Here is an 18712-nt window from a genome sequence, read left to right on the forward strand (position 1 = left end):
CGGCCGAAGCCGTCCTCCGGCTCGTCCCGCCCGGCGGCCGAAGCCGTCCTCCGGCTCGTCCCGCCCGGCGCCCGCACCCTGCTCGACCTGGCCTGCGGCACCGGTCTCGTCACCGAGCGGCTCGTCAGGCCAGGACTGCGCGTCCACGGTGCCGACGCCGCCCACGCCATGCTGCGGGTCGCGGCCGGACGCGCACCGGGCCGGGTCGTACGCGCCGACGCCCGGCGGCTGCCGCTCCCCGCAGCCGCCGTGGACGCGGTCAGCGCCGTCTGGCTGCTGCACCTCGTGCCGTTCGCGCCGGACGTGGTCGCCGAGGCGGCCCGCGTCCTGCGCCCCGGCGGTGTCCTGGTCGCCACCGTCGACAAGGACACCGCCCATGACGTCGGCAGCGACATCGACGCGATCCTGCGGCCCCACCGCTCGGCCGCCGCCTCCGACCGCGCCGATCTGATCACTCTTCACGCGGAGGCCCACGGCCTCGTACCCGCCCCCGGCACCCATTTCAGGGGGCACGGCCAGGGCGCCACCCCGCGAGACACCGTACGGAGGCTGCGGGCCGGGTACTTCGCCTCCTGGTTCACCGGCGACGACCCGGCCACGACCGATGAACTCGCCGCCGCCCTGGCGGCCCTGCCGGACCAGGACCGCCCCCGCGACGACCCCCGCTACCGGCTGGCGTGCTTCGCCAGGCGCGGCTGAACGTCCTCATCTGTCCGTCCCGGCCTTCCGTCCGTCGAGGAGGCCGAAGCCACCACGCGTCACGCGGCCACCCCCGTCGTTCCCGACGACAGCGCGTCCGCCGGGTACCCGGCCGGGCGGTACGCCGGTGCCGTTCGCGCCCCGCCCGGAGCCGCTCTCAGGACGCGGACGTCCGACCGTCCCACGCCTCCGTCGCGAAGTCGGCGAACGGGCGCGGGTCGCGGCCCAGCACCTGCTTCACCCCGTCCGTCACCGAGGCGTTGTGGCCGTCGAGGAGCGTCGCGAAGAGATTCGCCACCCATTCGGCCTCCGGGGCCGGGAGCCCGAAGCCCGCGAGGAATCCGGCGTAGTCGGCCTCGGACACCGGCTCGTAGACCACCGGACGGCCCGAGGCGCGGGAGATCTCCGCCGCCACCTCCGCGAAGCCCAGCGGCCGGGGCCCCGTCAGCTCGTGCGTCCGGCCCGCGTGGCGGTCGTCCGTCAGGGTCTCCACGACCACGTCCGCGAGGTCGCCGGCGTCGATGAACGGCTCCGCGGTGTCACCCGCCGGGAAGACGACCGAGCCGGCCGCGACGCCCTCGGCGAGCAGCCCCTCGGAGAAGTTCTGCGCGAAGAACGAGGCTCGTACGACGGTCAGTTCCACCCCGTCGGCCGCCTCCCGCAGGGCCTCCTCCGCCGCGACCGCCTCCGGCTCCCCGCGCCCGGACAGCAGGGTGAGCCGCCCCACCCCGGCCTCCACGGCCAGCCGGCCGAAGGTCCGCATCGCCTCGACCGCGCCGGGGGCGGCGAGGTCCGGGTAGTAGGCCACGTACGCGGAGTCGGCGCCGCGCAGCGCGGGGGCCCAGGTGTCCGGGGCCTCCCAGTCGAAGGGGGTCGCGCCGGTACGGGACCCGGCGCGGACCGTCGCCCCGCGCGCCGCGAGCCGCTCGGCGACGCGCTGCCCGGTCTTGCCGGTGGCGCTCGTGACGAGAACCGTCGGCGCGGCTCCGCCGTCCTGAGTGCCCTGGGCGTTCTGGGTGTTCTGAGTGGTGTGAGTGTCCTGAGAGTTGTTCGTCTGGTTCGTCATGGGTCAAGACTCCCGCCCACGGACCCCCGTGCCCATGCTCCGCAGTCTCACGTGCCTGCGTCTGCGTCTCACCCGGCCGCCTACCCTTGGGCCCCATGGACGTACTCGCCGGACTCCTCGACGGCCCCCGCGCCAGGGGCGCCTTCCTGCTCCGCATGATCATGGAACCGCCGTGGTCCGTACGCATCGAGGACGGTGCGCCGATCTGTCTGATGTGCGTCACCTCGGGCGAGGCCTGGATCGTCCCCGGCACCGGCGACCCCGTCCTGCTGCGGCCCGGTGACATCGCCATCGCCCGGGGCCCGGAGCCGTACACCGTCGCCGACGCCCCCGATGCGCCGCCCCGTGCCCGTATCGGACCCGACGGCACCTGCTCCACCCTCTCCGGGGAGCCGCTCGCCCAGACCATGCGGCTCGGCGTCCGCACCTGGGGCAACGCCCCGGACGGCGGAACCACGGTGCTCATCGGCACCTATCTGATGGACGGCGAGGTCGGCCGCCGACTGCTCGACGCCCTGCCGGACCTGCTGCACCTGCCCGCGGACGTGTGGAACTGCCCCCTCATGCCCTTCCTCGACGAGGAGATCGCCCGCGACGAACCCGGCCAGAGCGTCGTCCTCGACCGGGTACTCGACCTGCTGCTCATCGCCGCCGTCCGTGCCTGGTTCTCCCGGCCCGGCGCCGAGGCGCCCGCCTGGTACCGGGCCATGGGCGACCCGGTCGTCGGCCGGGCGCTCCGGCTGCTCCAGGACGACCCCGCCCATCCCTGGACCGTCGCGTCGCTCGCCGCGAAGACCGGGGTGTCGCGCGCCTCGCTCGCCCGCCGCTTCACCGAACTCGTCGGCGAGCCCCCGATGGCGTACCTCACCGACTGGCGGCTCGCGCTCGCCGCCGACCTGCTGCGCGAGACGGACGCCACCGTCGAGTCCGTCGCCCGGCAGGTCGGCTACAGCGGGGCCTTCGCCCTGAGCGCCGCGTTCAAGCGGGTCAGGGGCGTCAGCCCGCAGGAACACCGCACGGGGGCGTGACGCGTACGGTCGCCGCAGGGGAGCGCGGCGACCGGCACGGATTCCTTGCCGGACCGGCAACTTTTCTCGCTCTCCCGGTCGACTCCCCGCAGGCTGGGACCATGACTCAGCAGATCGCGTCCCACGACGGACACGCCCACGGCGAGGGCCACGGCCACCAGCACTCCGCCGGCCACGCGGCAGCCCCGGGCCACAAGCACGGCCACGGTCACAAGCACGGTCACGACAGCACCCATCTCGACTGGAACGAGATCGCTCCGCTCCTGGAGCGGCAGGCCGAGGTCGCGGGCCCCGCCTACGCGGACGCCGCCGCCTGGCTCGGCACGCTCGCCCCGGTGCCGGGCGTCCGCCGGGTCCTCGACATCGGCAGCGGTCCCGGTGTCATCACCGGTCTGCTCGCGGAGGCCTTCCCGGCCGCCGAGACGGTCGCCGTCGACGGCACCCCCGAACTCCTCGTCCGCGCGGAGGCCCGTGCGCGGGCGCGAGGCCTCGGCGCCCGCGTCTCCACCCTGCACGCCGAACTCCCCGAGGGCATCGCGGTCCTGGGCCCGGCCGACCTGATCTGGGCCGGCAACTCGATGCACCACATGGGCGACCAGCGGGCCGCGCTCGTCGAGTTCGCCGGGCTGCTGAACCCCGGCGGTGTGATGGCCCTCGTCGAGGGCGGGCTGCCCACCCGTCATCTGCCCTGGCACATCGGCATCGGCCGGCCCGGCTTCGAGGCCCGCCTCGACGCCGCCCACGCCGACTGGTTCGGCGAGATGCGCGCCGAACTCCCCGGCTCCAAGGACGAGCCGGACGACTGGCGGGCGCTCCTCGCCTCCGCCGGACTCACCCCGGCCGGCACCAGGACCTTCCTCACCGACCTCCCCGCGCCGGTGTCCCCGCTGGTGCGGGAGCTGGTCATCTCCCACTACACCCGGCTCCAGGAGGGCTGGGGCGGCCGTCTCGACGCGGACGACGTGGCGACCCTCGACCGGCTCCTGGACCCGTCCGACGAGCTGTCCCTGCACCACCGCACGGACCTGTACTACCTCACGGCCCGCACGGTCCACACCGCCCGCAAGGGCTGACGGACCGCACCGGACCCGTCAGGACACCGGCTCCAGCCGCCACCACTGGAACGGGGAGTCGGTGTCCTCCCACTGCCGTACGTTGCCTCCGTCGTCCTTCGAACCGTCGGCGACCTCCAGGAACAGGCCGCTGACGAAGCTCACCAGCGCGACCGTCCCCGGCGACTGCAGGTCCTGCTCGATGATCCACTCCTGCGCGCCGAAGTTGTTCGCCTTCCACTGCTGGATGTTGGCGCCGTTCTCCGTGGACGCGCCCGCGACGTCGAGCCGTTTGCCGCTGGCCGCGTTGACCAGGTGGTGGAGCCCGCCGCCGTTGGGCACGGAGCTGATGTGCCAGTGCTGCCCGGGAGTTCCGCGCTCGGCGCCCTGCTGCACGTTGGCACCGCTGCGGCCCGACCCTTCGTACACCTCCAGGAGCAGCCCGCTGGCCACGTTCCGCACCCGGTAGAGGCCCTCCTCGACGGGCACCGGAGAACCACTCACGTATCGACTCCTTCGTCACGCACCGCTGTTGGACCCGACACTATGTCCCGGGTACGACAACGGCGGGTACGGCGAAGGCGCTGCCCACAGCCGCCGCCCACCCGCCGACAACCGCCCGGCCGATGTCGGAGGCGCCTGTCACCATGACCCGGTGACCGCACACGAACCCACCCTCCCCGCCCCGCGCGACGACGCCGCCCTGTTCGACGACCCCGCCCGCGTCCTGCGCCACGACCGCGCCGAACTCCGCGCCCGCCTCGCCGCCCTGCCCGGCCACCACGGCGGAGTGGGGCGGGAGGTCTTCACCCAGGCCGAGGCCGTCTTCGGGACCGACCCCGTGACGACGGCCGAGTTCGCGTCCTGGCTGCACTTCGCCGCGACGGTCCTCGGCCACCGGGAGTACGCCGAGGAGGTGGCGGCCGCCGAACCGGGCCTCCCGTGGCGGACGGTGTGGGCCTGGTGGCGGCCGGTCGGCGCGTACCAAGCGGAGCCGAACCTCAGCGGCGACGGCTACGCCGGGGTGTACGGGACCGACGCCGGGCCCCTTCTCAGAGTGTCGGCGCTGTGGTGCGAGGACACCTGGTTCGACCTGGCCACCGGCGTCCTGCGGGACGCCCCGGACCCGGGCGCGGCCGTGCCGTACGAGGAGACGGAGCCGGACGGCCCCTGGCTCTTCGACACGGACGACGAGTCCTGGGCGCTGCACGTCCCGGACGCCTGGGAGGAACCCGTCCCGCTCGACGGCGGGCGCTATGTCTTCCAGGACGCGCGCGGGGTCGCCGTCGTCGAGCAGAACGACAAGGCGCTCGCCGACTGGCCGAGCGGCGGCGCCGGCGCCTCCGGTCCGACGCCGCCGGACGGCGGCCCCTGGTTCCGGCCCGGGACGAGGAACACCGAGGCCGGCGAACCGCTCACCGCCGCCCGCCTCGACCGGATCTTCGGCCCCTCCCGGGTCGTCCGCGTGCCGGCCGCCGACCTCCCCGCCGCCCTCACCCACGAGCCGACCCGGGCCCTGCTCGCCGGGGCCGGACTGCCCCGCCGCTGGGCGGCCGGCGTGACGTCCTTCGCCGTCGACGCGCAGCCGCTGGGCCCCGGCCCCGAGGGCCTGATGCGCGTGGGCGCCTTCGATCTCGGGTACTGCGACCCGGGCGAGGTGTTCGTCGATCCGACGACGGGAGCGGTCGGCATGCGGCAGCCCGACGGCAGCCACGGCCCGGGCGGCGACGCCGTCTTCCCGCTCGCCCGCGACCTGGACGCCTTCGTCCGCCTCCTGGAGGGCGTACGCCGACACATGGGCGCCTGCTGGGACCCGTATCCGGGGGAGGCGGGCGTGTCGGCCTTCCTCCGCGCGATGGACGCCGTCGACGCCGGAGCGCTGGCCGAGGGGGCGCCCGGCGCCGGGGTCTGGGAGCACCTCTTCGCTTCCGTCACCGAACTCGGCGTGTACGGCTACTGAGGCCGGGCGCGCAGCCGGCGCCGCACCGCCGAGACGGCGCGGCGCCGGAGGGTTCCGCGCCTTCAGGCGCCGACGTTGAACTCCGCCGGGTCCGGGCCGAGACGGCGGCTCTCGTCGAGCGCGGCGATGGCGGCCAGGTCCTCGGCGTCCAGCTCGAAGTCGAAGACCTCGATGTTCTCCCGGATGCGGGAGGGGGTGACGGACTTCGGGATGACCACGTTCCCCAGCTGGAGGTGCCAGCGCAGCACGACCTGGGCCGGGGTGCGTCCGTGCTTGCGGCCGATCGCGACGATCGCCGGGACGTCCAGGAGGCCCTTGCCGGAGCCGAGCGGCGACCAGGCCTCGGTCGCGATCCCGTGCCGGGCGTGCACCTCGCGCGAGGCCGCCTGGGTGAGCTGCGGGTGCAGCTCGATCTGGTTCACGGCGGGCACGACCGAGGTCTCGCCGATCAGCCGCTCCAGGTGCTCCGGGAGGAAGTTCGAGACGCCGATCGCCTTGGCGCGCCCGTCCGCGTAGATCTTCTCGAACGCCCGGTAGGTGTCGACGTACGCGTCCTTGGCCGGCACCGGCCAGTGGATCAGGTACAGGTCGACGTGGTCGAGGCCGAGCTTGTCGAGAGAGTCGTCGAAAGCCTTGAGCGTCGAGTCGTAGCCCTGCTCGCTGTTCCACAGCTTGGTGGTGACGAAGAGGTCGTCGCGGGCGATCCCGGAGGCGGCGAGGGCACGGCCGGTGCCCTCCTCGTTCCCGTAGATCGCGGCGGTGTCGATCGAGCGGTAGCCGGCCTCCAGAGCCGTCGCCACGGCGTCCGCGGCCTCGTCGTCCGGCACCTGCCAGACACCGAAGCCCAGCTGCGGCATCCGGACGCCGTTGTTCAGGGTGACGGAGGGAACCTTGCTGTCCGTGCTCACGTGGGAGGGGTCCTTACCTTGTCGCGGTTCGTGACGATCGCGCACCCGCTCCAGCTCGTACGGGGGCACTCCCAGCGTCAACGATCACGGGGCCTCCCGCATTCCGCGCCCCGCCCCTCGCCCGACCCGGCGTGACCCGGCCCGACCCGCCCTGCCCCGGCGTGACGCGCCCTCTCAGCCGTACAGCGCCGCGACCTCCGCCGCGTACGCCCGCTCGATCGCCTTCCGCTTGAGTTTCAGCGACGGGGTGAGCAGCCCGTGCTCCTCGCTGAACGGATGCGCCAGGATGCGGAAGGTGCGGATCGACTCGGCCTGCGAGACGAGCGTGTTCGCCGCCACCACCCCCCGCCGGATCTCGGTCTCCAGGGACGGGTCGCGCACCAGCTCCGACGGCGCGAGCGGCGGGCGCCCCTGCATCGCGAGCCAGTGCTCCACCGCCTCCTGGTCGAGCGTCACCAGCGCGGCGACGTACGGCCGGTCGTTGCCGACGACGATGCACTGGGATATCAGCGGATGCGCCCGGACCCGCTCCTCCAGAGCCGTCGGCGCGACGCTCTTGCCGCCCGAGGTCACCAGGATCTCCTTCTTGCGCCCGGTGATCGTCAGATAGCCGTCCTCGTCGAGGGCGCCCAGGTCCCCGGTGGCGAGCCAGCCGTCGTTGAGCACGGCGGCCGTCGCCTCGGGGGCGTTGAGGTAGCCGGAGAAGACCTGGCCGCCGTACAGCCAGACCTCGCCGTCCTCCGCGATGTGCACCGTCGTCCCCGGCACCGGCTGCCCGACCGTGCCGTACTTCGTCCGCTCCGGCGGGTTCGCGGTGGCGGCGGCCGACGACTCCGTCAGCCCGTACCCCTCGTACACCGTGATCCCCGCGCCCGCGAAGAACAGTCCCTGCCGGCGGTCCATCGCCGAACCGCCCGACATCGCGTGCCGCAGCCGCCCGCCCAGGGCGGCGCGGACCTTCACGTACACCGTCTTCTCGAAGAACTGGTGCTGCACGCGCAGCGCCGCCGAGGGCCCGGGGCCGGTTCCGAACGCCTTCTGCTCCAGCGCCTCCGCGTACGCGACCGCCACCTCGACGGCCTTGTCGAACGGGCCCGCCTTCCCGTCCCGCTCCGCCTTGCGGCGGGCCGCGTGGAAGACCTTCTCGAAGACGTACGGCACCGCCAGGACGAAGCTCGGCCGGAACGCCGCGAGGTCCGGCAGCAGCTCGCCCGCCGCCATCACCGGCTGGTGCCCCAGCTTCACCCCGCCGCGGACCGCCGCGACCTCCACCATCCGCCCGAAGACGTGCGCGAGCGGCAGGAACAGCAGCGTCGAGGCCTGCTCGCCCGGCCGGGAACGGAACACCGGCTCCCAGCGGCCCACCAGCATGTCCGTCTCGAACATGAAGTTGGCGTGGGTGATCACACAGCCCTTCGGGCGGCCGGTCGTCCCCGAGGTGTAGATGACCGTCGCCACCGTCTCCGGGGTCACCGCCCTGCGGTGCCGGTGCACGACGTCCTCGTCGATGTCGGCCCCCGCCGCCGTCAGCTCGTCCACGGCGCCCGCGTCCAGCTGCCACAGCCGCTGGAGCCGGGGCAGCCGGTCGATCACCGAGCCGATCGTCATCGCGTGGTCCTCGTGCTCCACCACGCACGCCGTGACCTCGGAGTCGTACAGCATCCAGAAGACCTGCTCGGCGGAGGAGGTCGGGTACACGGGCACGGGCTGCGCGCCCACCGTCCACAGCGCGAAGTCGAACAGCGTCCACTCGTAGCGGGTACGGGCCATGATCGCGACCCGGTCGCCGAACCGCACGCCCTCCGCGATCAGGCCCTTCGCGAGGCCGAGGACCTCGTCCCTGAACCGCGCCGCCGAGACCTCACGCCACTCCCCGTCCGGACCCTTCCGGCCGAAGGACACCCGGTCCGGCTCGGCCAGGGCGCGGTCGAACACGGCGTCCGCCAGACCGCCGACCTGAGGCGCCGCCTCGACGGGCGGCACGGTGAACTCGCGCACTGACCTGCTCCTCGACGGCTCGGTGGCTGGAAAAGCCCGTTGTCGCGCTCCGTACGGCGGGGTGACCGTATCCCACCCGACTGCCTGGCGGGAGGGCCTTCACCAAGCCGGGACATTCCGTGTTCGCACAGGTCAGGATGGGTGGGGGAGCCAAGTCGCGGGTCCGGCGGGGCCGTTACCGACCGCGCGGTACGCCCACCGGGGTCGAATCTCCACGGAATCTGTACGGACCGCTCACCGGAGCGCCGTGGGGCCGGGACTGTGCGGTAGATGAGGGGCGTCCGACCGGTGGGGACGCGCGCCGCAGGCCCGCGTCCGCCCAACGGCCGTCCGCCCGGCCCTGGCGCCGTCCGCCCGGCCCCGTACCCCTCAGCCCGGCCGGTGCAGCCGGTCCCCGCCCGCCAGGATCGCCTCCGCCAACGCGTCCGCCGCCTCCTGCACCGCCCCGCCCCGCCGCCCCGCACGCAGCACGAAGCCCACGTCGCCCAGCTCCGGAAGCCCCGCACGGGCCGGCAGCGGCACGAGACCCGGCGGCACCATGCCCCGGGTGTGCGCCATCACCCCGAGCCCCGCGCGGGCCGCCGCCACGTTCGCGCTCAGGCTGGAACTCGTACACGCGATCCGCCAGGCCCGGCCCTGCGCCTCCAGGGCCTCAAGCGCCCGCGCCCGGGTGATCCCCGGCGGCGGGTACAGGATCAGCGGGACCGGACGGTCCGCTTCGAGCCGCAGCCCCGGCGCGCCGATCCAGATCAGCGTGTCCTCCCACACGAGCCGGCCCTCGCTCTCCGTGCCGCGCCGTTTCGCCAGGATCAGATCGAGCCGCCCCGCGGCCAGCCGGGCCTGGAGCGTTCCGGACAGTTCGACCGTCAGTTCGAGGTCGACCTCGGGGTGCTCGCGCCGGAACGACTCCAGGATCTCCGGCAGCCGGGTCGTCACGAAGTCCTCCGACGCCCCGAACCGCAGCCGCCCGCGCAGCCGGGTCCCGCCGAAGAACGCCGCCGCCCGCTCGTGCGCCTGGAGGATCGTGCGCGCGAATCCGAGCATGGCCTCGCCGTCCTCGGTCAGCGCCACCCGGTGGGTGTCCCGGGTGAAGAGCGGCCGGCCGGTGGCCTCCTCAAGGCGCCGCACGTGCTGGCTGACGGTCGACTGCCGCAGCCCGAGCCGGTCGGCGGCCCGGGTGAAGCTCAGTGTCTGGGCGACGGCGAGGAAGGTGCGCAACTGGGTGGGCTCGTACACGGGACGACCGTACCCCCTTCATCGCGGTTCGTGATGACAGTCAGAGCGCTGTACGGGATTCCCGATCACCGGCCCGTGGAGCAGGATGGGGAAGGCGCGACCAGCCCCCCGTAGTGCACGAAGCCGTGGAGCCCATGACCGTCCGTACGCCCGCCGGCACCCCACGCCGTGTCCTCCGTCTGCCGTCCCGGCTGCCCGTCGACGGTTATGTCCTCGCCCTGCTCGGAACGGTCGGCCTCGCCGCGCTGCTGCCCGCCTCGGGCGCCGCCGCCGACGTCGCGGAAGGCACGACCACCGGAGCCGTCGCCCTCCTCTTCTTCCTCTACGGCGCCCGGCTCTCCACCCGCGAAGCCCTCGACGGCCTCAAGCACTGGCGGCTCCACCTCACCGTCCTCGGCAGCACCTTCCTGCTCTTCCCGCTCCTCGGCCTCGCCGCGCGCGGCCTCGTCCCCACCGTCCTCACGCCGCAGCTCTACGGTGGTCTCCTCTTCCTCTGTCTGGTGCCGTCCACCATCCAGTCGTCCATCGCCTTCACCTCGATCGCGCGCGGCAACGTGCCCGCCGCGATCTGCGCCGGCTCCTTCTCCTCGCTCGCCGGCATCCTCCTCACCCCGCTGCTCGCGGCCCTGCTCCTCGGCAGCGGCGCCGGCGGCCTCTCCGCCGACGCGCTGCTCAAGATCGTGCTCCAGCTGCTCGTACCGTTCCTCGCCGGACAGTTCCTGCGCCGCTGGGTCGGCGGCTTCCTCGTCCGCCACAAGAAGGTCCTGGGGTACGTCGACCGGGGATCGATCCTCCTCGTCGTCTACACGGCCTTCAGCCAGGGCATGGTCGCCGGCGTCTGGCACCTCGTCACCCCGGCCCGGCTCGGTCCGCTGCTCGCCGTCGAGGCCGTGCTGCTCGCCGCGATGCTGGCCCTGACCTGGTACGGGGCCGGCCGCCTCGGCTTCGGACGGGCCGACCGGATCGCGATCCAGTTCGCCGGCTCGAAGAAGAGCCTGGCGGCCGGACTGCCGATGGCCAGCGTCCTCTTCGGCCCCGAGGCCGCCCTCGCCGTACTCCCGCTGATGCTCTTCCACCAGATGCAGCTGATGGTCTGCGCGGTCATCGCGAAGCGCCGCGCGCGCGACCCGGAGCCGGGGGAGACCCCGCCGGAACGGGGGGAGACCCCGCCGGAGCGTGCGGAGCCCGCGCCCGCGCCCGCCCCGGCCCCCGTAGGCCGGATCACACCCACGGCCGCCCCGAGATGATCAACGGGGCCGCTACGGTGCTCCCATGCCCGCACTCGATCCCGGTCGCACCGCGCTCGTCCTCGTCGACCTCATGGAACGCATCGTCGCGCTGCCCCTCGCGCCCCGCCCCGGCACCGACGTCCTCACCGCAGCCGCCCGGCTCGCCGACACCTTCCGGGCGGCCGGCGCGCCCGTCGTCCACATCCGCGTCGAGCGGCCGAACGTCGAGGCCCAGCCGCCCGGCAGCGAGCTGGTCCCGGACCTCGTCCGCGACGGCGAACCCGTCGTGGTGAAGGGCACCATCGGCGGCTTCCACGGCACCGGACTCCATGAACTGCTGTCCGGGTTCGGCGCCACGACCCTCGTCCTCGGCGGCATCGCCACCAACCTCGGCGTCGAGTCCACCGCCCGCGCCGCCTGCGACCTCGGCTACGACCTGGTCTTCGCCGAGGACGCCATGAGCGCGCTCACCGCCGAGGAGCACCACGCCTCCGTCGGCCTCGACTTCCCCCGCCTCGGCACGGTCGCCCCGGCCTCCGAGATCACCCTGGACGGCCCCGAGTGACCCCGGTCCCGATACGGTACGGGGCCCGCCCCTGCTCCCTGGTCGTCTGCCGCGGCTGCTGCTGCGGCGACGCCCGCAAGAACCCCGGCACCGACCACACCGGCCAGCTCGCCCGCCTCCGGGCCGCCGCCGCGGCCTCCGGTGGCCGGCTCGCCGTCCGTACCAGCGACTGCCTCGGCCCCTGCGCGCAGGCGAACATCGTCGTCGTCCAGCCCTCCACCGAGGGCCGGCGGCGCGGCGGAAAGGCCGCCTGGATCGCCTTCACCCTCGACGAGGACGCCCTCGACGACATCCTCGCCTGGACCGGGGCCGGCGGCCCCGGCCTCGCCCCGCCCCCGGCCGCCCTCGCGCTCCAGATGATCGACCCGCCGAAGAACTGACCCCGTCACGGGACCGGCCAGGGGCCGCGGGGACCGTGCCCCACGGGGGTCCTTGTCACGGTCGGCCAAGCTGTACGGGGGAATCTTGGTGGTTTACGTCACCGGTTACCCATGAGTCGCTGGCAAGACTGGGGGATCCTGCCGGACGATCGAACCACCTAGGGGGTCCCGGGTATGACGGGCACTCGCATTGCCGCGCTCGGGCACTACCAGCCCGCCAAGGTGCTGACCAACCACGACCTCACGGAGTTGGTCGACACCGACGACGCGTGGATCACGAGCCGGGTCGGCATCCGCACCCGGCACATCGCCGGGCCCGACGAACCCGTCGACGAGCTCGCCGCCCACGCGGCGGGCAAGGCCCTGGCCACCGCGGGGCTCGCCCCGGACGACATCGACCTCGTCCTCGTGGCCACCTCCACCGCCATCGACCGCTCGCCCAACACGGCCGCCCGGGTCGCCGCCCGCCTCGGGATGACCTCGCCCGCGACCATGGACCTCAACGTGGTCTGCGCCGGTTTCACCCACGCCCTGGCCACCGCCGACCACGCGGTACGGGCGGGCGGCGCGCGCCGCGTCCTGGTGATCGGCGCCGACAAGATGTCCGACGTGGCCGACTGGACGGACCGCACCACCTGCGTCCTCGTCGGCGACGGCGCGGGCGCCGCGATCGTCGAGGCCGTGGACGAGGAGCAGAGCGTGCCCGGCATCGGTCCGGTGCTGTGGGGCTCGGTCCCGGAGATGGGCAACGCCGTCCGTATCGAGGGCACCCCGCCCCGCTTCGCCCAGGAGGGCCAGAGCGTCTACCGCTGGGCCACCCAGCAGCTGCCGGCCCTCGCCCGTAAGGCCTGCGAGCGCTCCGGCATCGCCCCCGAGGAACTCGCGGGGGTGGTCCTGCACCAGGCCAACCTGCGGATCATCGAGCCGCTCGCCGCGAAGATCGGCGCCGTGAACGCGATCGTCGCCCGCGATGTCGTCGACTCCGGCAACACCTCGGCCGCCTCCATCCCGCTCGCCCTGGCCAAGCTCGTCGAGCGCGGCGAACTCCCCACCGGAGCGCCGGTCCTGCTCTTCGGCTTCGGCGGGAACCTCTCGTACGCGGGGCAGGTCGTCCGCGTTCCGTAGCCGGGGCGGGCGTGCCCCGTTCGGCGGAGCCCGGTGGCGGCGCGCCGGGGGCGGACCTAGCTTCGATCGCGGTGAGGGTCATCGCCTTCCGGCCCCGGAATCGCTCCGCGGCCGAGCCCTCGCGTGATCTGGAGGACCGCCATGCGCGCCATACGTGCCGCTTCCGCCGCCCTGCTGGGCGCCGCCGCCGTGGTCGCGGTCGCGCCGACGGCCCTGGCGGACGAGGGCAACCACGACGTCACGTCGTTCGGGTTCTCCGTCACCCCCGCGACGGTCGCCCCCGGAGGCACCGTCACCCTCACCTCGGACGGCTGCGAGGTCCCTTCGGTGACGGTCACCTCCGGGGTCTTCGACACCGTCACCCTCAACGAGGGCCGCGCGGGCACCGCCACCGTCGACTTCGACGCCAAGGCGGGAACCCAGTACGAGATCACCTTCGACTGCAAAGGTGAGCGCGGCACCACCAAACTCACCATCGCCCAGGGCGACCAGGGCGGGAACCGGCCCGAACACGACAACGGCATGCCCCCCGGCGCGCACAAGGGCGTGAAGGCCGGCTACGGCACCGCCGCGGCCTCCGGAGCGGCCTCCGAGGGCCTGGGAGCCACCGAGGTCGCCACCGGTGTGCTGCTCATCGCCGGGGCGCTCGGCGCCGCCGTCGTACTGACCCGCCGCCGGGCCGCCGACGGCCGTCCCTGACGGCTCGCACCAGAGGAACCCGAAACGGCCCCTCCGCCCCGGTGTGACGAGGTCCGGGACGGAGGGGCGCCACACGCGTACCGGGCGGCGGCGCGGGCAGCGGGCAGGACGACGAGGAGGGTGGCGGACGTGGGGCGGTCGGACGACGGTGCGGCCGGGCCGAAACACACGGCCGCGCCGAGCGGCGCGGGCCGGCCGGACGGTATGTCCCGGCGCGGCGCCTGGGGCGTCATCGCGGTCGTCCTGCTGATCGGCGTCCACCTCGTACGCGGCGGTACGGAGGAGATCCGGGCCGAGGGCCCCCCGCAGCCCCTCGCCGCGGCGGCGCCGGACGGCGCCAGGGCCGCGGCGACGAGCCTCCCCGTCTCCGCCCCCGGTCCGCTGCCCGCGTCGACACCGGTCCGGGTCCGCGTCCCGGCCGTCCGGATCGACGCACCCGTCACCGTGGTCGGCCTCGACGCCGAGGGCTGGATCGAGGCGCCACCGCCCGAGGACGACCGGCTCGCGGGCTGGTTCGACGGAGCGGTCACCCCCGGGGAACGCGGCACCGCCGTGGTCGTCGGCCATGTCGACACCCCGAACGGCCGCGCCGTCTTCTACGACCTCGGATCCGTCGGCAAGGGACACCGGGTGGAGATCGCCCGCCGCGACGGCCGGACCGCCGTGTTCACGGTGTACGGCGTCGAGGTCGTCCCCAAGGACGCCTTCCCGGCCGAACGGCTCTACGGGGACGCGGGCGCCCCCGAGCTGCGCCTGATCACCTGCGGCGGCACGTTCACCGAGCGGAACGGCTACGAGGGCAACGTCGTGGTCTCCGCCCGCCTGACCGAGGTCCGCTGACCTGACGGACTCAGGCCGGCGGATTGGCCCGGACCGCGAGGTCCTCGCCAGGGTGGCTCCCACGGAGCCGGCGTCGGGGGGCGCCTGGCTCCCACCACCCCCGCGGCGCCCGGCGCACCCGTCCGATGACACTCGGTGCATACGCCGGGTCCCGGCGAGTGGATCAAGGCCCACGAGGCCGCCGCGCCGCACTGACCACGGGAAATGCTGGTGAAGGGCACCTCAAACCCCTGGTAGAGTTACATCTGTCGCCGCGGGGGAAACCCCGAAACGACAGACACCTGGTCCGGGTGGCGGAATGGCAGACGCGCTAGCTTGAGGTGCTAGTGCCCTTTATCGGGCGTGGGGGTTCAAGTCCCCCCTCGGACACCGCGGGAAGAGTGCCGGTCGATCTCGAATCGACCGGCACTTCTCGTTTCTCCGCACCGGGCGATCGGCCGGAGCCGGGCCCGTGGCCAGCACTTATCCTGGAACCGTGATCGAGAACCTTCCTCCCTGCCCCCAGTGCTCCAGCGAGTACACCTACGAGATGAACAACCTGGTCGTGTGCCCCGAGTGCGGCCACGAGTGGGTGCCGGGCGCCGAGCCCGCGGCCGAGGCCGACGGGGAGCGGGTGATCAAGGACGCCGTCGGCAACGTGCTGAGCGACGGCGACACCGTGACCGTCGTCAAGGCCCTCAAGGTGAAGGGCAACCCGTCCGGCATCAAGGCGGGCACGAAGGTGCGCAACATCCGCCTGGTCGACGGGGTCGACGGTCACGACATCGACTGCAGGATCGACGGCTTCGGCGCCATGCAGCTCAAGTCCAGCGTGGTCAAGAAGGCCTGAGCCCCGCGGGGCCCGCTCACGCCTTGCGTGCCACCACCAGCCGGCAGCGCGGGCTGCGGTCCTCCCTGCGGCCCAGCGATTCCAGCGGCGTGAGGGTGACCTCGAAACCCGCGTCCGTCAGGCGGGTGCGGACGTCCGCGAGGCGGAAGGTCCGGTAGTACATGACGAACGGCGGGCGCAGGACGGCGTTGCGGACGCGCATCGTGGCGTCGAAGCCCCACAGCGCCCAGTAGAGGCGCGAGCCCACCGGCGGCGGGGCCGGCAGCGGGAACGCGAAGGTGCCGCCGGGCCGCAGGGAGGCGTGGACCTGTGCGAACAGGGCGCGCTGGGCGTCCGGAAGGAAGTGGCCGAAGGCGCCGAAGCTGACCGCCAGGTCGAAGACCGGGCCGAAGGGCAGCGCCAGCGCGTCGGCGCGGACCAGGGTGGCGCCCGGGTGGGCGAGGCGGGCCCGGTCCAGCATTCCCGTACTGAAGTCGACTCCGGTGATCCGGCCCGCGCAGACCGAGCGGAGGACGCCGAGCCCGGCTCCCGTGCCGCAGCAGACGTCGAGCCCCGACCCGAAGGGGCCGAGGGCCTCCAGGGACTCGGTGACCGAGGTCAGGAGCCGGTCGGAGGTGCGGAACGGGGTCGCGTCGAACTTCTCCGCGAGCAGGTCGTAGCCGCGCTCGACCGAGGAGAGCGCCTGGACGGTCAGTTCGCGGAGGGTCGGACCCTGCGGGGTGAACATGTCCCCGACCCTATGCCGTCACGGGACGTACGCGTCAGAGCGTGCTGCGCACCGGGGGCGCCGCCCAGGACGGCGCGATCCCCGTCAGCTGGCAGACCAGCAGGTACAGCGGGATCGGCGGCGTGTAGGGGGAGGTGCCGTCGGGGTGGTGGATGAGCCGGGGGCGGCGGTCCGGGATCTCCGCGCCGGGCGCGTAGCAGGCGGGCAGCGGCCAGGCGAGGTCCAGGTCGGAGCCGGCCGGGACCAGCCACCACCACCAGTCGGAGTCGGCGTAGACGCAGCCCTTGGCGGGGAGGCGGGAGAGGATCTTGAAGCCGAAGCGGGCCGGGACGCCGACGGCGTCGCAGCCGAGGCCGGTGTGCAGGCCGACGGGGACGGCGAGGCGGGTGGCGCCCAGGTCACGGGGGCGGGCTTGGCCGCCGGTGAGTCCGGGGGAGCGGCGGGACTGCTCCGGCACACGTGCGCCGTGCGCCTTGCGGGCTCCGGGGAGCAGCGGGATCATGCGGGTGGCCATCGACCTCAGCACGGTTCCCCCATGCCATGGGCCAGTTCCGCCCAGACGACCTGTGCGGTGCCGTGTCCGGTGCGGTCGGCGCCCCAGGCGGTGCAGAGTGCGTCGACGATGAGGAGGCCGCGGCCCCGCTCGTCCTCGCCGCAGTCGCGTATCCGCGGTCCCGCGGGTCCGCCCTCGTCGCGTACGGCTATGCGCAGCGTCTCCTCGCCCTCGCGGATCTCGCATATGACCCGGCCGCTGGCGGTGTGCACCACGGCGTTGGTGACGAGTTCGGAGACGACCAGGGCGACGGTGTCCCGTATGTCGGGGCCGCAGCCCCAGAGGATCAGCCGCTCCTCCGCGAGTCTGCGGGCCCGCGCCACCGACGCGGTGAGGGCCGGCAGCTCGAAGGCGAAGCGGCGGACGGGATCGGTGTGCTGCTGTGGGCGCTGGGCCATGACCCGAGGGGCTCGAGGGCTCATGAGACCTGAGGGCTGCGCGTTACCAGAAGCCACGACCGGTTCCTCACAACAGTGGGCAGGACTGCCGTACGGCGCTGTCACCGTGGCGCGGTGGCGCACGGCGGCAGCGTGTACTGGTTCACCGGAACACTGTCCTCCTGACTCGGACACTTGGCAAGTGGCACTCTGAAAATTGCAGAGTGCCGTGTTCTCACTGGCCCGGCTTCGTGGCACACTCGTCGAAACAGTGCGTCGGGGAGGTCTGAGAGTGAGCGAGCCGCGGTCCGCCCCCACGGTGGGACAGGTCGTTCTCGGCAGGCGCCTGCAGGATCTGCGGGAGCGTGCCGGCCTGAAGAGGGAAGAGGCCGCGAAGGTCCTCCGGGTGGCCCCGGCCACCGTCCGGCGCATGGAGACCGCCGAGGTCGCCCTGAAGGTCCCGTATGTGCAGCTCCTGTTGAAGGAGTACGGGATCACCGACTCCGAGGCGGAGGGCTTCGTCGCCCTCACGGAGGAGGCCAACCTCCCCGGCTGGTGGCAGCGGTTCCACGACGTGCTGCCCGGCTGGTTCTCCATGTACGTGAGCCTGGAAGGGGCCGCCAGCCTCATCCGCGCCTACGAACCGCAGTTCATCCCCGGTCTGCTCCAGACCGATGAGTACGCCCGTGCCATTCTGCGCAGCGGGGCGGTCGGTGGCGGCAGCGATGCCGACAAGGACGAGGACACCGAACGCCATGTAGCCCTACGGATGGAGCGTCAGTCCCTGCTGACCAGGGAGGACGCCCCCAAGTTCTGGGTGATCATGGACGAGACGGTGTTCCGCCGACCGGTCGGTGCCGGGCCCGAAGTGATGCGCGACCAGCTCGACCGGCTGCTCGAAGCGGCCGAGCTGCCGAACGTCACCCTGCAGATCGCGGAGTTCGCCTCCGGCCACCACCCGGGGACGTACGGACCGTTCGTCCTCTTCCGCTTCGCCATGCCCGAACTGCCGGACATGGTCTACAGCGAGTACCTGACCGGCGCCGTCTATCTCGACGCGCGCCCCGAGGTGGCGTCCCACCTGGAGGTCATGGACCGCATGGCGGCTCAGGCCGCGACTGCACAACGCACGAAGGAGATTCTCCGGAGTCTCCGCAAGGAGCTGTGAATGGATCGCGTATACAACGGCATGCCCGCCGCTGAGCTAGGTGCCGAGGGCTGGCACAAGCCCTGGAGCGGCGGGAACGGGGGCAACTGCGTGGAGGCCATGAAGCTGGCCGACGGCAGGGTCGCCGTGCGACAGTCCGCAGACCCTGAAGGACCCGCGCTCATCTACACCCACGGGGAGATCGCCGCTTTCATCCAGGGGGCCAAATCCGGTCAGGCTGACTTTCTCCTCACCTGACCCCTTCCGCCCCGCCCGTAGCGTCGCGTAACTCTT

General features: G+C 73.4%; 21 protein-coding genes and 1 tRNA gene. 14 read left to right on the plus strand and 8 right to left on the minus strand.

Annotation, left to right across the window (positions count from 1 at the left end; all coding sequences use genetic code 11):
* The first annotated feature begins 87 nt into the window (after positions 1–87).
* Positions 88–699: a class I SAM-dependent methyltransferase gene (locus tag V4Y03_RS28630; RefSeq protein ID WP_443079894.1), complete on the plus strand. Its 612-nt coding sequence runs from the start codon at positions 88–90 to the stop codon at positions 697–699.
* A gap of 157 nt (positions 700–856) precedes the next feature.
* Here the strand turns inward: V4Y03_RS28630 and V4Y03_RS28635 are convergent, their stop codons facing one another.
* On the minus strand, positions 857–1765 hold the full coding sequence (locus V4Y03_RS28635) for an NmrA family NAD(P)-binding protein (protein ID WP_332436790.1): 909 nt from the start codon (positions 1763–1765) through the stop codon (positions 857–859).
* A 95-nt stretch (positions 1766–1860) separates the two neighbouring features.
* Here V4Y03_RS28635 and V4Y03_RS28640 point away from each other — a divergent pair, with 95 nt between their 5' ends.
* Both V4Y03_RS28640 and V4Y03_RS28645 read left to right on the plus strand, forming a co-directional pair.
* Positions 1861–2793, plus strand: coding sequence for an AraC family transcriptional regulator (locus V4Y03_RS28640; protein WP_317877277.1), 933 nt, complete (start codon positions 1861–1863; stop codon positions 2791–2793).
* Between the two features lie 101 nt (positions 2794–2894).
* Positions 2895–3866 carry a class I SAM-dependent methyltransferase gene (locus V4Y03_RS28645; RefSeq protein WP_332436791.1) on the plus strand — a complete coding sequence of 324 codons (972 nt, stop codon included), beginning with the start codon at positions 2895–2897 and terminating at the stop codon, positions 3864–3866.
* Between the two features lie 18 nt (positions 3867–3884).
* Here V4Y03_RS28645 and V4Y03_RS28650 read toward each other — a convergent pair whose 3' ends face one another.
* Entirely contained in the window at positions 3885–4349 is a 465-nt protein-coding gene (locus V4Y03_RS28650; RefSeq protein ID WP_317877279.1) for an RICIN domain-containing protein, read from the minus strand.
* A gap of 151 nt (positions 4350–4500) precedes the next feature.
* Here V4Y03_RS28650 and V4Y03_RS28655 point away from each other — a divergent pair, with 151 nt between their 5' ends.
* Positions 4501–5805, plus strand: a complete 1305-nt coding sequence (locus V4Y03_RS28655) for an SUKH-4 family immunity protein (protein WP_332436792.1) — start codon at positions 4501–4503, stop codon at positions 5803–5805.
* A gap of 62 nt (positions 5806–5867) precedes the next feature.
* Here the strand turns inward: V4Y03_RS28655 and V4Y03_RS28660 are convergent, their stop codons facing one another.
* The 3 genes from V4Y03_RS28660 to V4Y03_RS28670 all read right to left on the minus strand — a co-directional run bounded on the left by V4Y03_RS28660 (position 5868) and on the right by V4Y03_RS28670 (position 9947).
* Positions 5868–6662: an aldo/keto reductase gene (locus tag V4Y03_RS28660; RefSeq protein WP_317877282.1), complete on the minus strand. Its 795-nt coding sequence runs from the start codon at positions 6660–6662 to the stop codon at positions 5868–5870.
* Positions 6663–6887: 225 nt separating this feature from the next.
* Positions 6888–8711 (minus strand): AMP-dependent synthetase/ligase, encoded by a 1824-nt coding sequence (locus tag V4Y03_RS28665; protein ID WP_332436793.1) that lies wholly within the window; start codon positions 8709–8711, stop codon positions 6888–6890.
* 369 nt (positions 8712–9080) lie between these two features.
* Positions 9081–9947, minus strand: a complete 867-nt coding sequence (locus V4Y03_RS28670) for a LysR substrate-binding domain-containing protein (RefSeq protein ID WP_332436794.1) — start codon at positions 9945–9947, stop codon at positions 9081–9083.
* A 134-nt stretch (positions 9948–10081) separates the two neighbouring features.
* Between V4Y03_RS28670 and V4Y03_RS28675 the strand changes: the two genes are divergently transcribed.
* The 8 genes from V4Y03_RS28675 to V4Y03_RS28710 all read left to right on the plus strand — a co-directional run bounded on the left by V4Y03_RS28675 (position 10082) and on the right by V4Y03_RS28710 (position 15614).
* Complete coding sequence (locus tag V4Y03_RS28675) at positions 10082–11194, plus strand: bile acid:sodium symporter family protein (RefSeq protein WP_332436795.1); 1113 nt, start codon at positions 10082–10084, stop codon at positions 11192–11194.
* Positions 11195–11219: 25 nt separating this feature from the next.
* Positions 11220–11741, plus strand: coding sequence for an isochorismatase family protein (locus tag V4Y03_RS28680; RefSeq protein ID WP_332436796.1), 522 nt, complete (start codon positions 11220–11222; stop codon positions 11739–11741).
* Positions 11738–12121 (plus strand): (2Fe-2S) ferredoxin domain-containing protein, encoded by a 384-nt coding sequence (locus V4Y03_RS28685; RefSeq protein ID WP_317878285.1) that lies wholly within the window; start codon positions 11738–11740, stop codon positions 12119–12121. Before V4Y03_RS28680 ends, V4Y03_RS28685 begins: the two co-directional genes overlap by 4 nt.
* Positions 12122–12295: 174 nt before the next feature.
* Positions 12296–13246 carry a beta-ketoacyl-ACP synthase III gene (locus V4Y03_RS28690; protein WP_317878286.1) on the plus strand — a complete coding sequence of 317 codons (951 nt, stop codon included), beginning with the start codon at positions 12296–12298 and terminating at the stop codon, positions 13244–13246.
* Between the two features lie 141 nt (positions 13247–13387).
* Positions 13388–13945, plus strand: a complete 558-nt coding sequence (locus V4Y03_RS28695; protein WP_317878287.1) for a hypothetical protein — start codon at positions 13388–13390, stop codon at positions 13943–13945.
* A gap of 129 nt (positions 13946–14074) precedes the next feature.
* The gene (locus V4Y03_RS28700; RefSeq protein WP_443079837.1) at positions 14075–14785 is read left to right on the plus strand and encodes a class F sortase; all 711 of its coding nucleotides are present in this window, start codon (positions 14075–14077) and stop codon (positions 14783–14785) included.
* Between the two features lie 284 nt (positions 14786–15069).
* Positions 15070–15154, plus strand: a tRNA-Leu gene (locus V4Y03_RS28705).
* 106 nt (positions 15155–15260) lie between these two features.
* Positions 15261–15614 (plus strand): zinc ribbon domain-containing protein YjdM, encoded by a 354-nt coding sequence (locus V4Y03_RS28710; RefSeq protein ID WP_317875024.1) that lies wholly within the window; start codon positions 15261–15263, stop codon positions 15612–15614.
* A 16-nt stretch (positions 15615–15630) separates the two neighbouring features.
* Here V4Y03_RS28710 and V4Y03_RS28715 read toward each other — a convergent pair whose 3' ends face one another.
* Genes V4Y03_RS28715 through V4Y03_RS28725 form a run of 3 tightly spaced genes read right to left on the minus strand, consistent with a single transcriptional unit; the run spans position 15631 to position 17292 of the window.
* Positions 15631–16341 carry a class I SAM-dependent methyltransferase gene (locus V4Y03_RS28715; RefSeq protein WP_332436797.1) on the minus strand — a complete coding sequence of 237 codons (711 nt, stop codon included), beginning with the start codon at positions 16339–16341 and terminating at the stop codon, positions 15631–15633.
* Positions 16342–16375: 34 nt separating this feature from the next.
* A complete protein-coding gene (locus V4Y03_RS28720) occupies positions 16376–16867 on the minus strand; it encodes a hypothetical protein (RefSeq protein WP_442809625.1) in 492 nt (163 codons plus the stop codon).
* Positions 16861–17292 (minus strand): ATP-binding protein, encoded by a 432-nt coding sequence (locus tag V4Y03_RS28725; RefSeq protein WP_317875021.1) that lies wholly within the window; start codon positions 17290–17292, stop codon positions 16861–16863. Before V4Y03_RS28725 ends, V4Y03_RS28720 begins: the two co-directional genes overlap by 7 nt.
* Positions 17293–17563: 271 nt before the next feature.
* On the opposite strand from V4Y03_RS28725, the gene V4Y03_RS28730 reads away from it, so the two are divergent.
* Positions 17564–18439 (plus strand): helix-turn-helix domain-containing protein, encoded by an 876-nt coding sequence (locus V4Y03_RS28730; protein ID WP_317875020.1) that lies wholly within the window; start codon positions 17564–17566, stop codon positions 18437–18439.
* Complete coding sequence (locus tag V4Y03_RS28735) at positions 18440–18676, plus strand: DUF397 domain-containing protein (RefSeq protein WP_317875019.1); 237 nt, start codon at positions 18440–18442, stop codon at positions 18674–18676.
* Positions 18677–18712: the final 36 nt, after the last annotated feature.

This window comes from Streptomyces sp. P9-A4, from assembly GCF_036634195.1.
In the GTDB taxonomy this organism is placed as follows: Bacteria; Actinomycetota; Actinomycetes; order Streptomycetales; family Streptomycetaceae; genus Streptomyces.

Excerpts from the sequence above, each read along its gene's own strand:
- V4Y03_RS28690 (WP_317878286.1), top strand. The coding sequence starts at position 12,296 with ATGACGGGCACTCGCATTGCCGCGCTCGGGCACTACCAGCCCGCCAAG.
- V4Y03_RS28675 (WP_332436795.1), top strand. The coding sequence starts at position 10,082 with ATGACCGTCCGTACGCCCGCCGGCACCCCACGCCGTGTCCTCCGTCTG.
- V4Y03_RS28715 (WP_332436797.1), bottom strand. The coding sequence starts at position 16,341 with ATGTTCACCCCGCAGGGTCCGACCCTCCGCGAACTGACCGTCCAGGCG.
- V4Y03_RS28725 (WP_317875021.1), bottom strand. The coding sequence starts at position 17,292 with ATGGCCCAGCGCCCACAGCAGCACACCGATCCCGTCCGCCGCTTCGCC.
- V4Y03_RS28695 (WP_317878287.1), top strand. The coding sequence starts at position 13,388 with ATGCGCGCCATACGTGCCGCTTCCGCCGCCCTGCTGGGCGCCGCCGCC.
- V4Y03_RS28680 (WP_332436796.1), top strand. The coding sequence starts at position 11,220 with ATGCCCGCACTCGATCCCGGTCGCACCGCGCTCGTCCTCGTCGACCTC.
- V4Y03_RS28640 (WP_317877277.1), top strand. The coding sequence starts at position 1,861 with ATGGACGTACTCGCCGGACTCCTCGACGGCCCCCGCGCCAGGGGCGCC.
- V4Y03_RS28645 (WP_332436791.1), top strand. The coding sequence starts at position 2,895 with ATGACTCAGCAGATCGCGTCCCACGACGGACACGCCCACGGCGAGGGC.
- V4Y03_RS28735 (WP_317875019.1), top strand. The coding sequence starts at position 18,440 with ATGGATCGCGTATACAACGGCATGCCCGCCGCTGAGCTAGGTGCCGAG.
- V4Y03_RS28660 (WP_317877282.1), bottom strand. The coding sequence starts at position 6,662 with ATGCCGCAGCTGGGCTTCGGTGTCTGGCAGGTGCCGGACGACGAGGCC.
- V4Y03_RS28635 (WP_332436790.1), bottom strand. The coding sequence starts at position 1,765 with ATGACGAACCAGACGAACAACTCTCAGGACACTCACACCACTCAGAAC.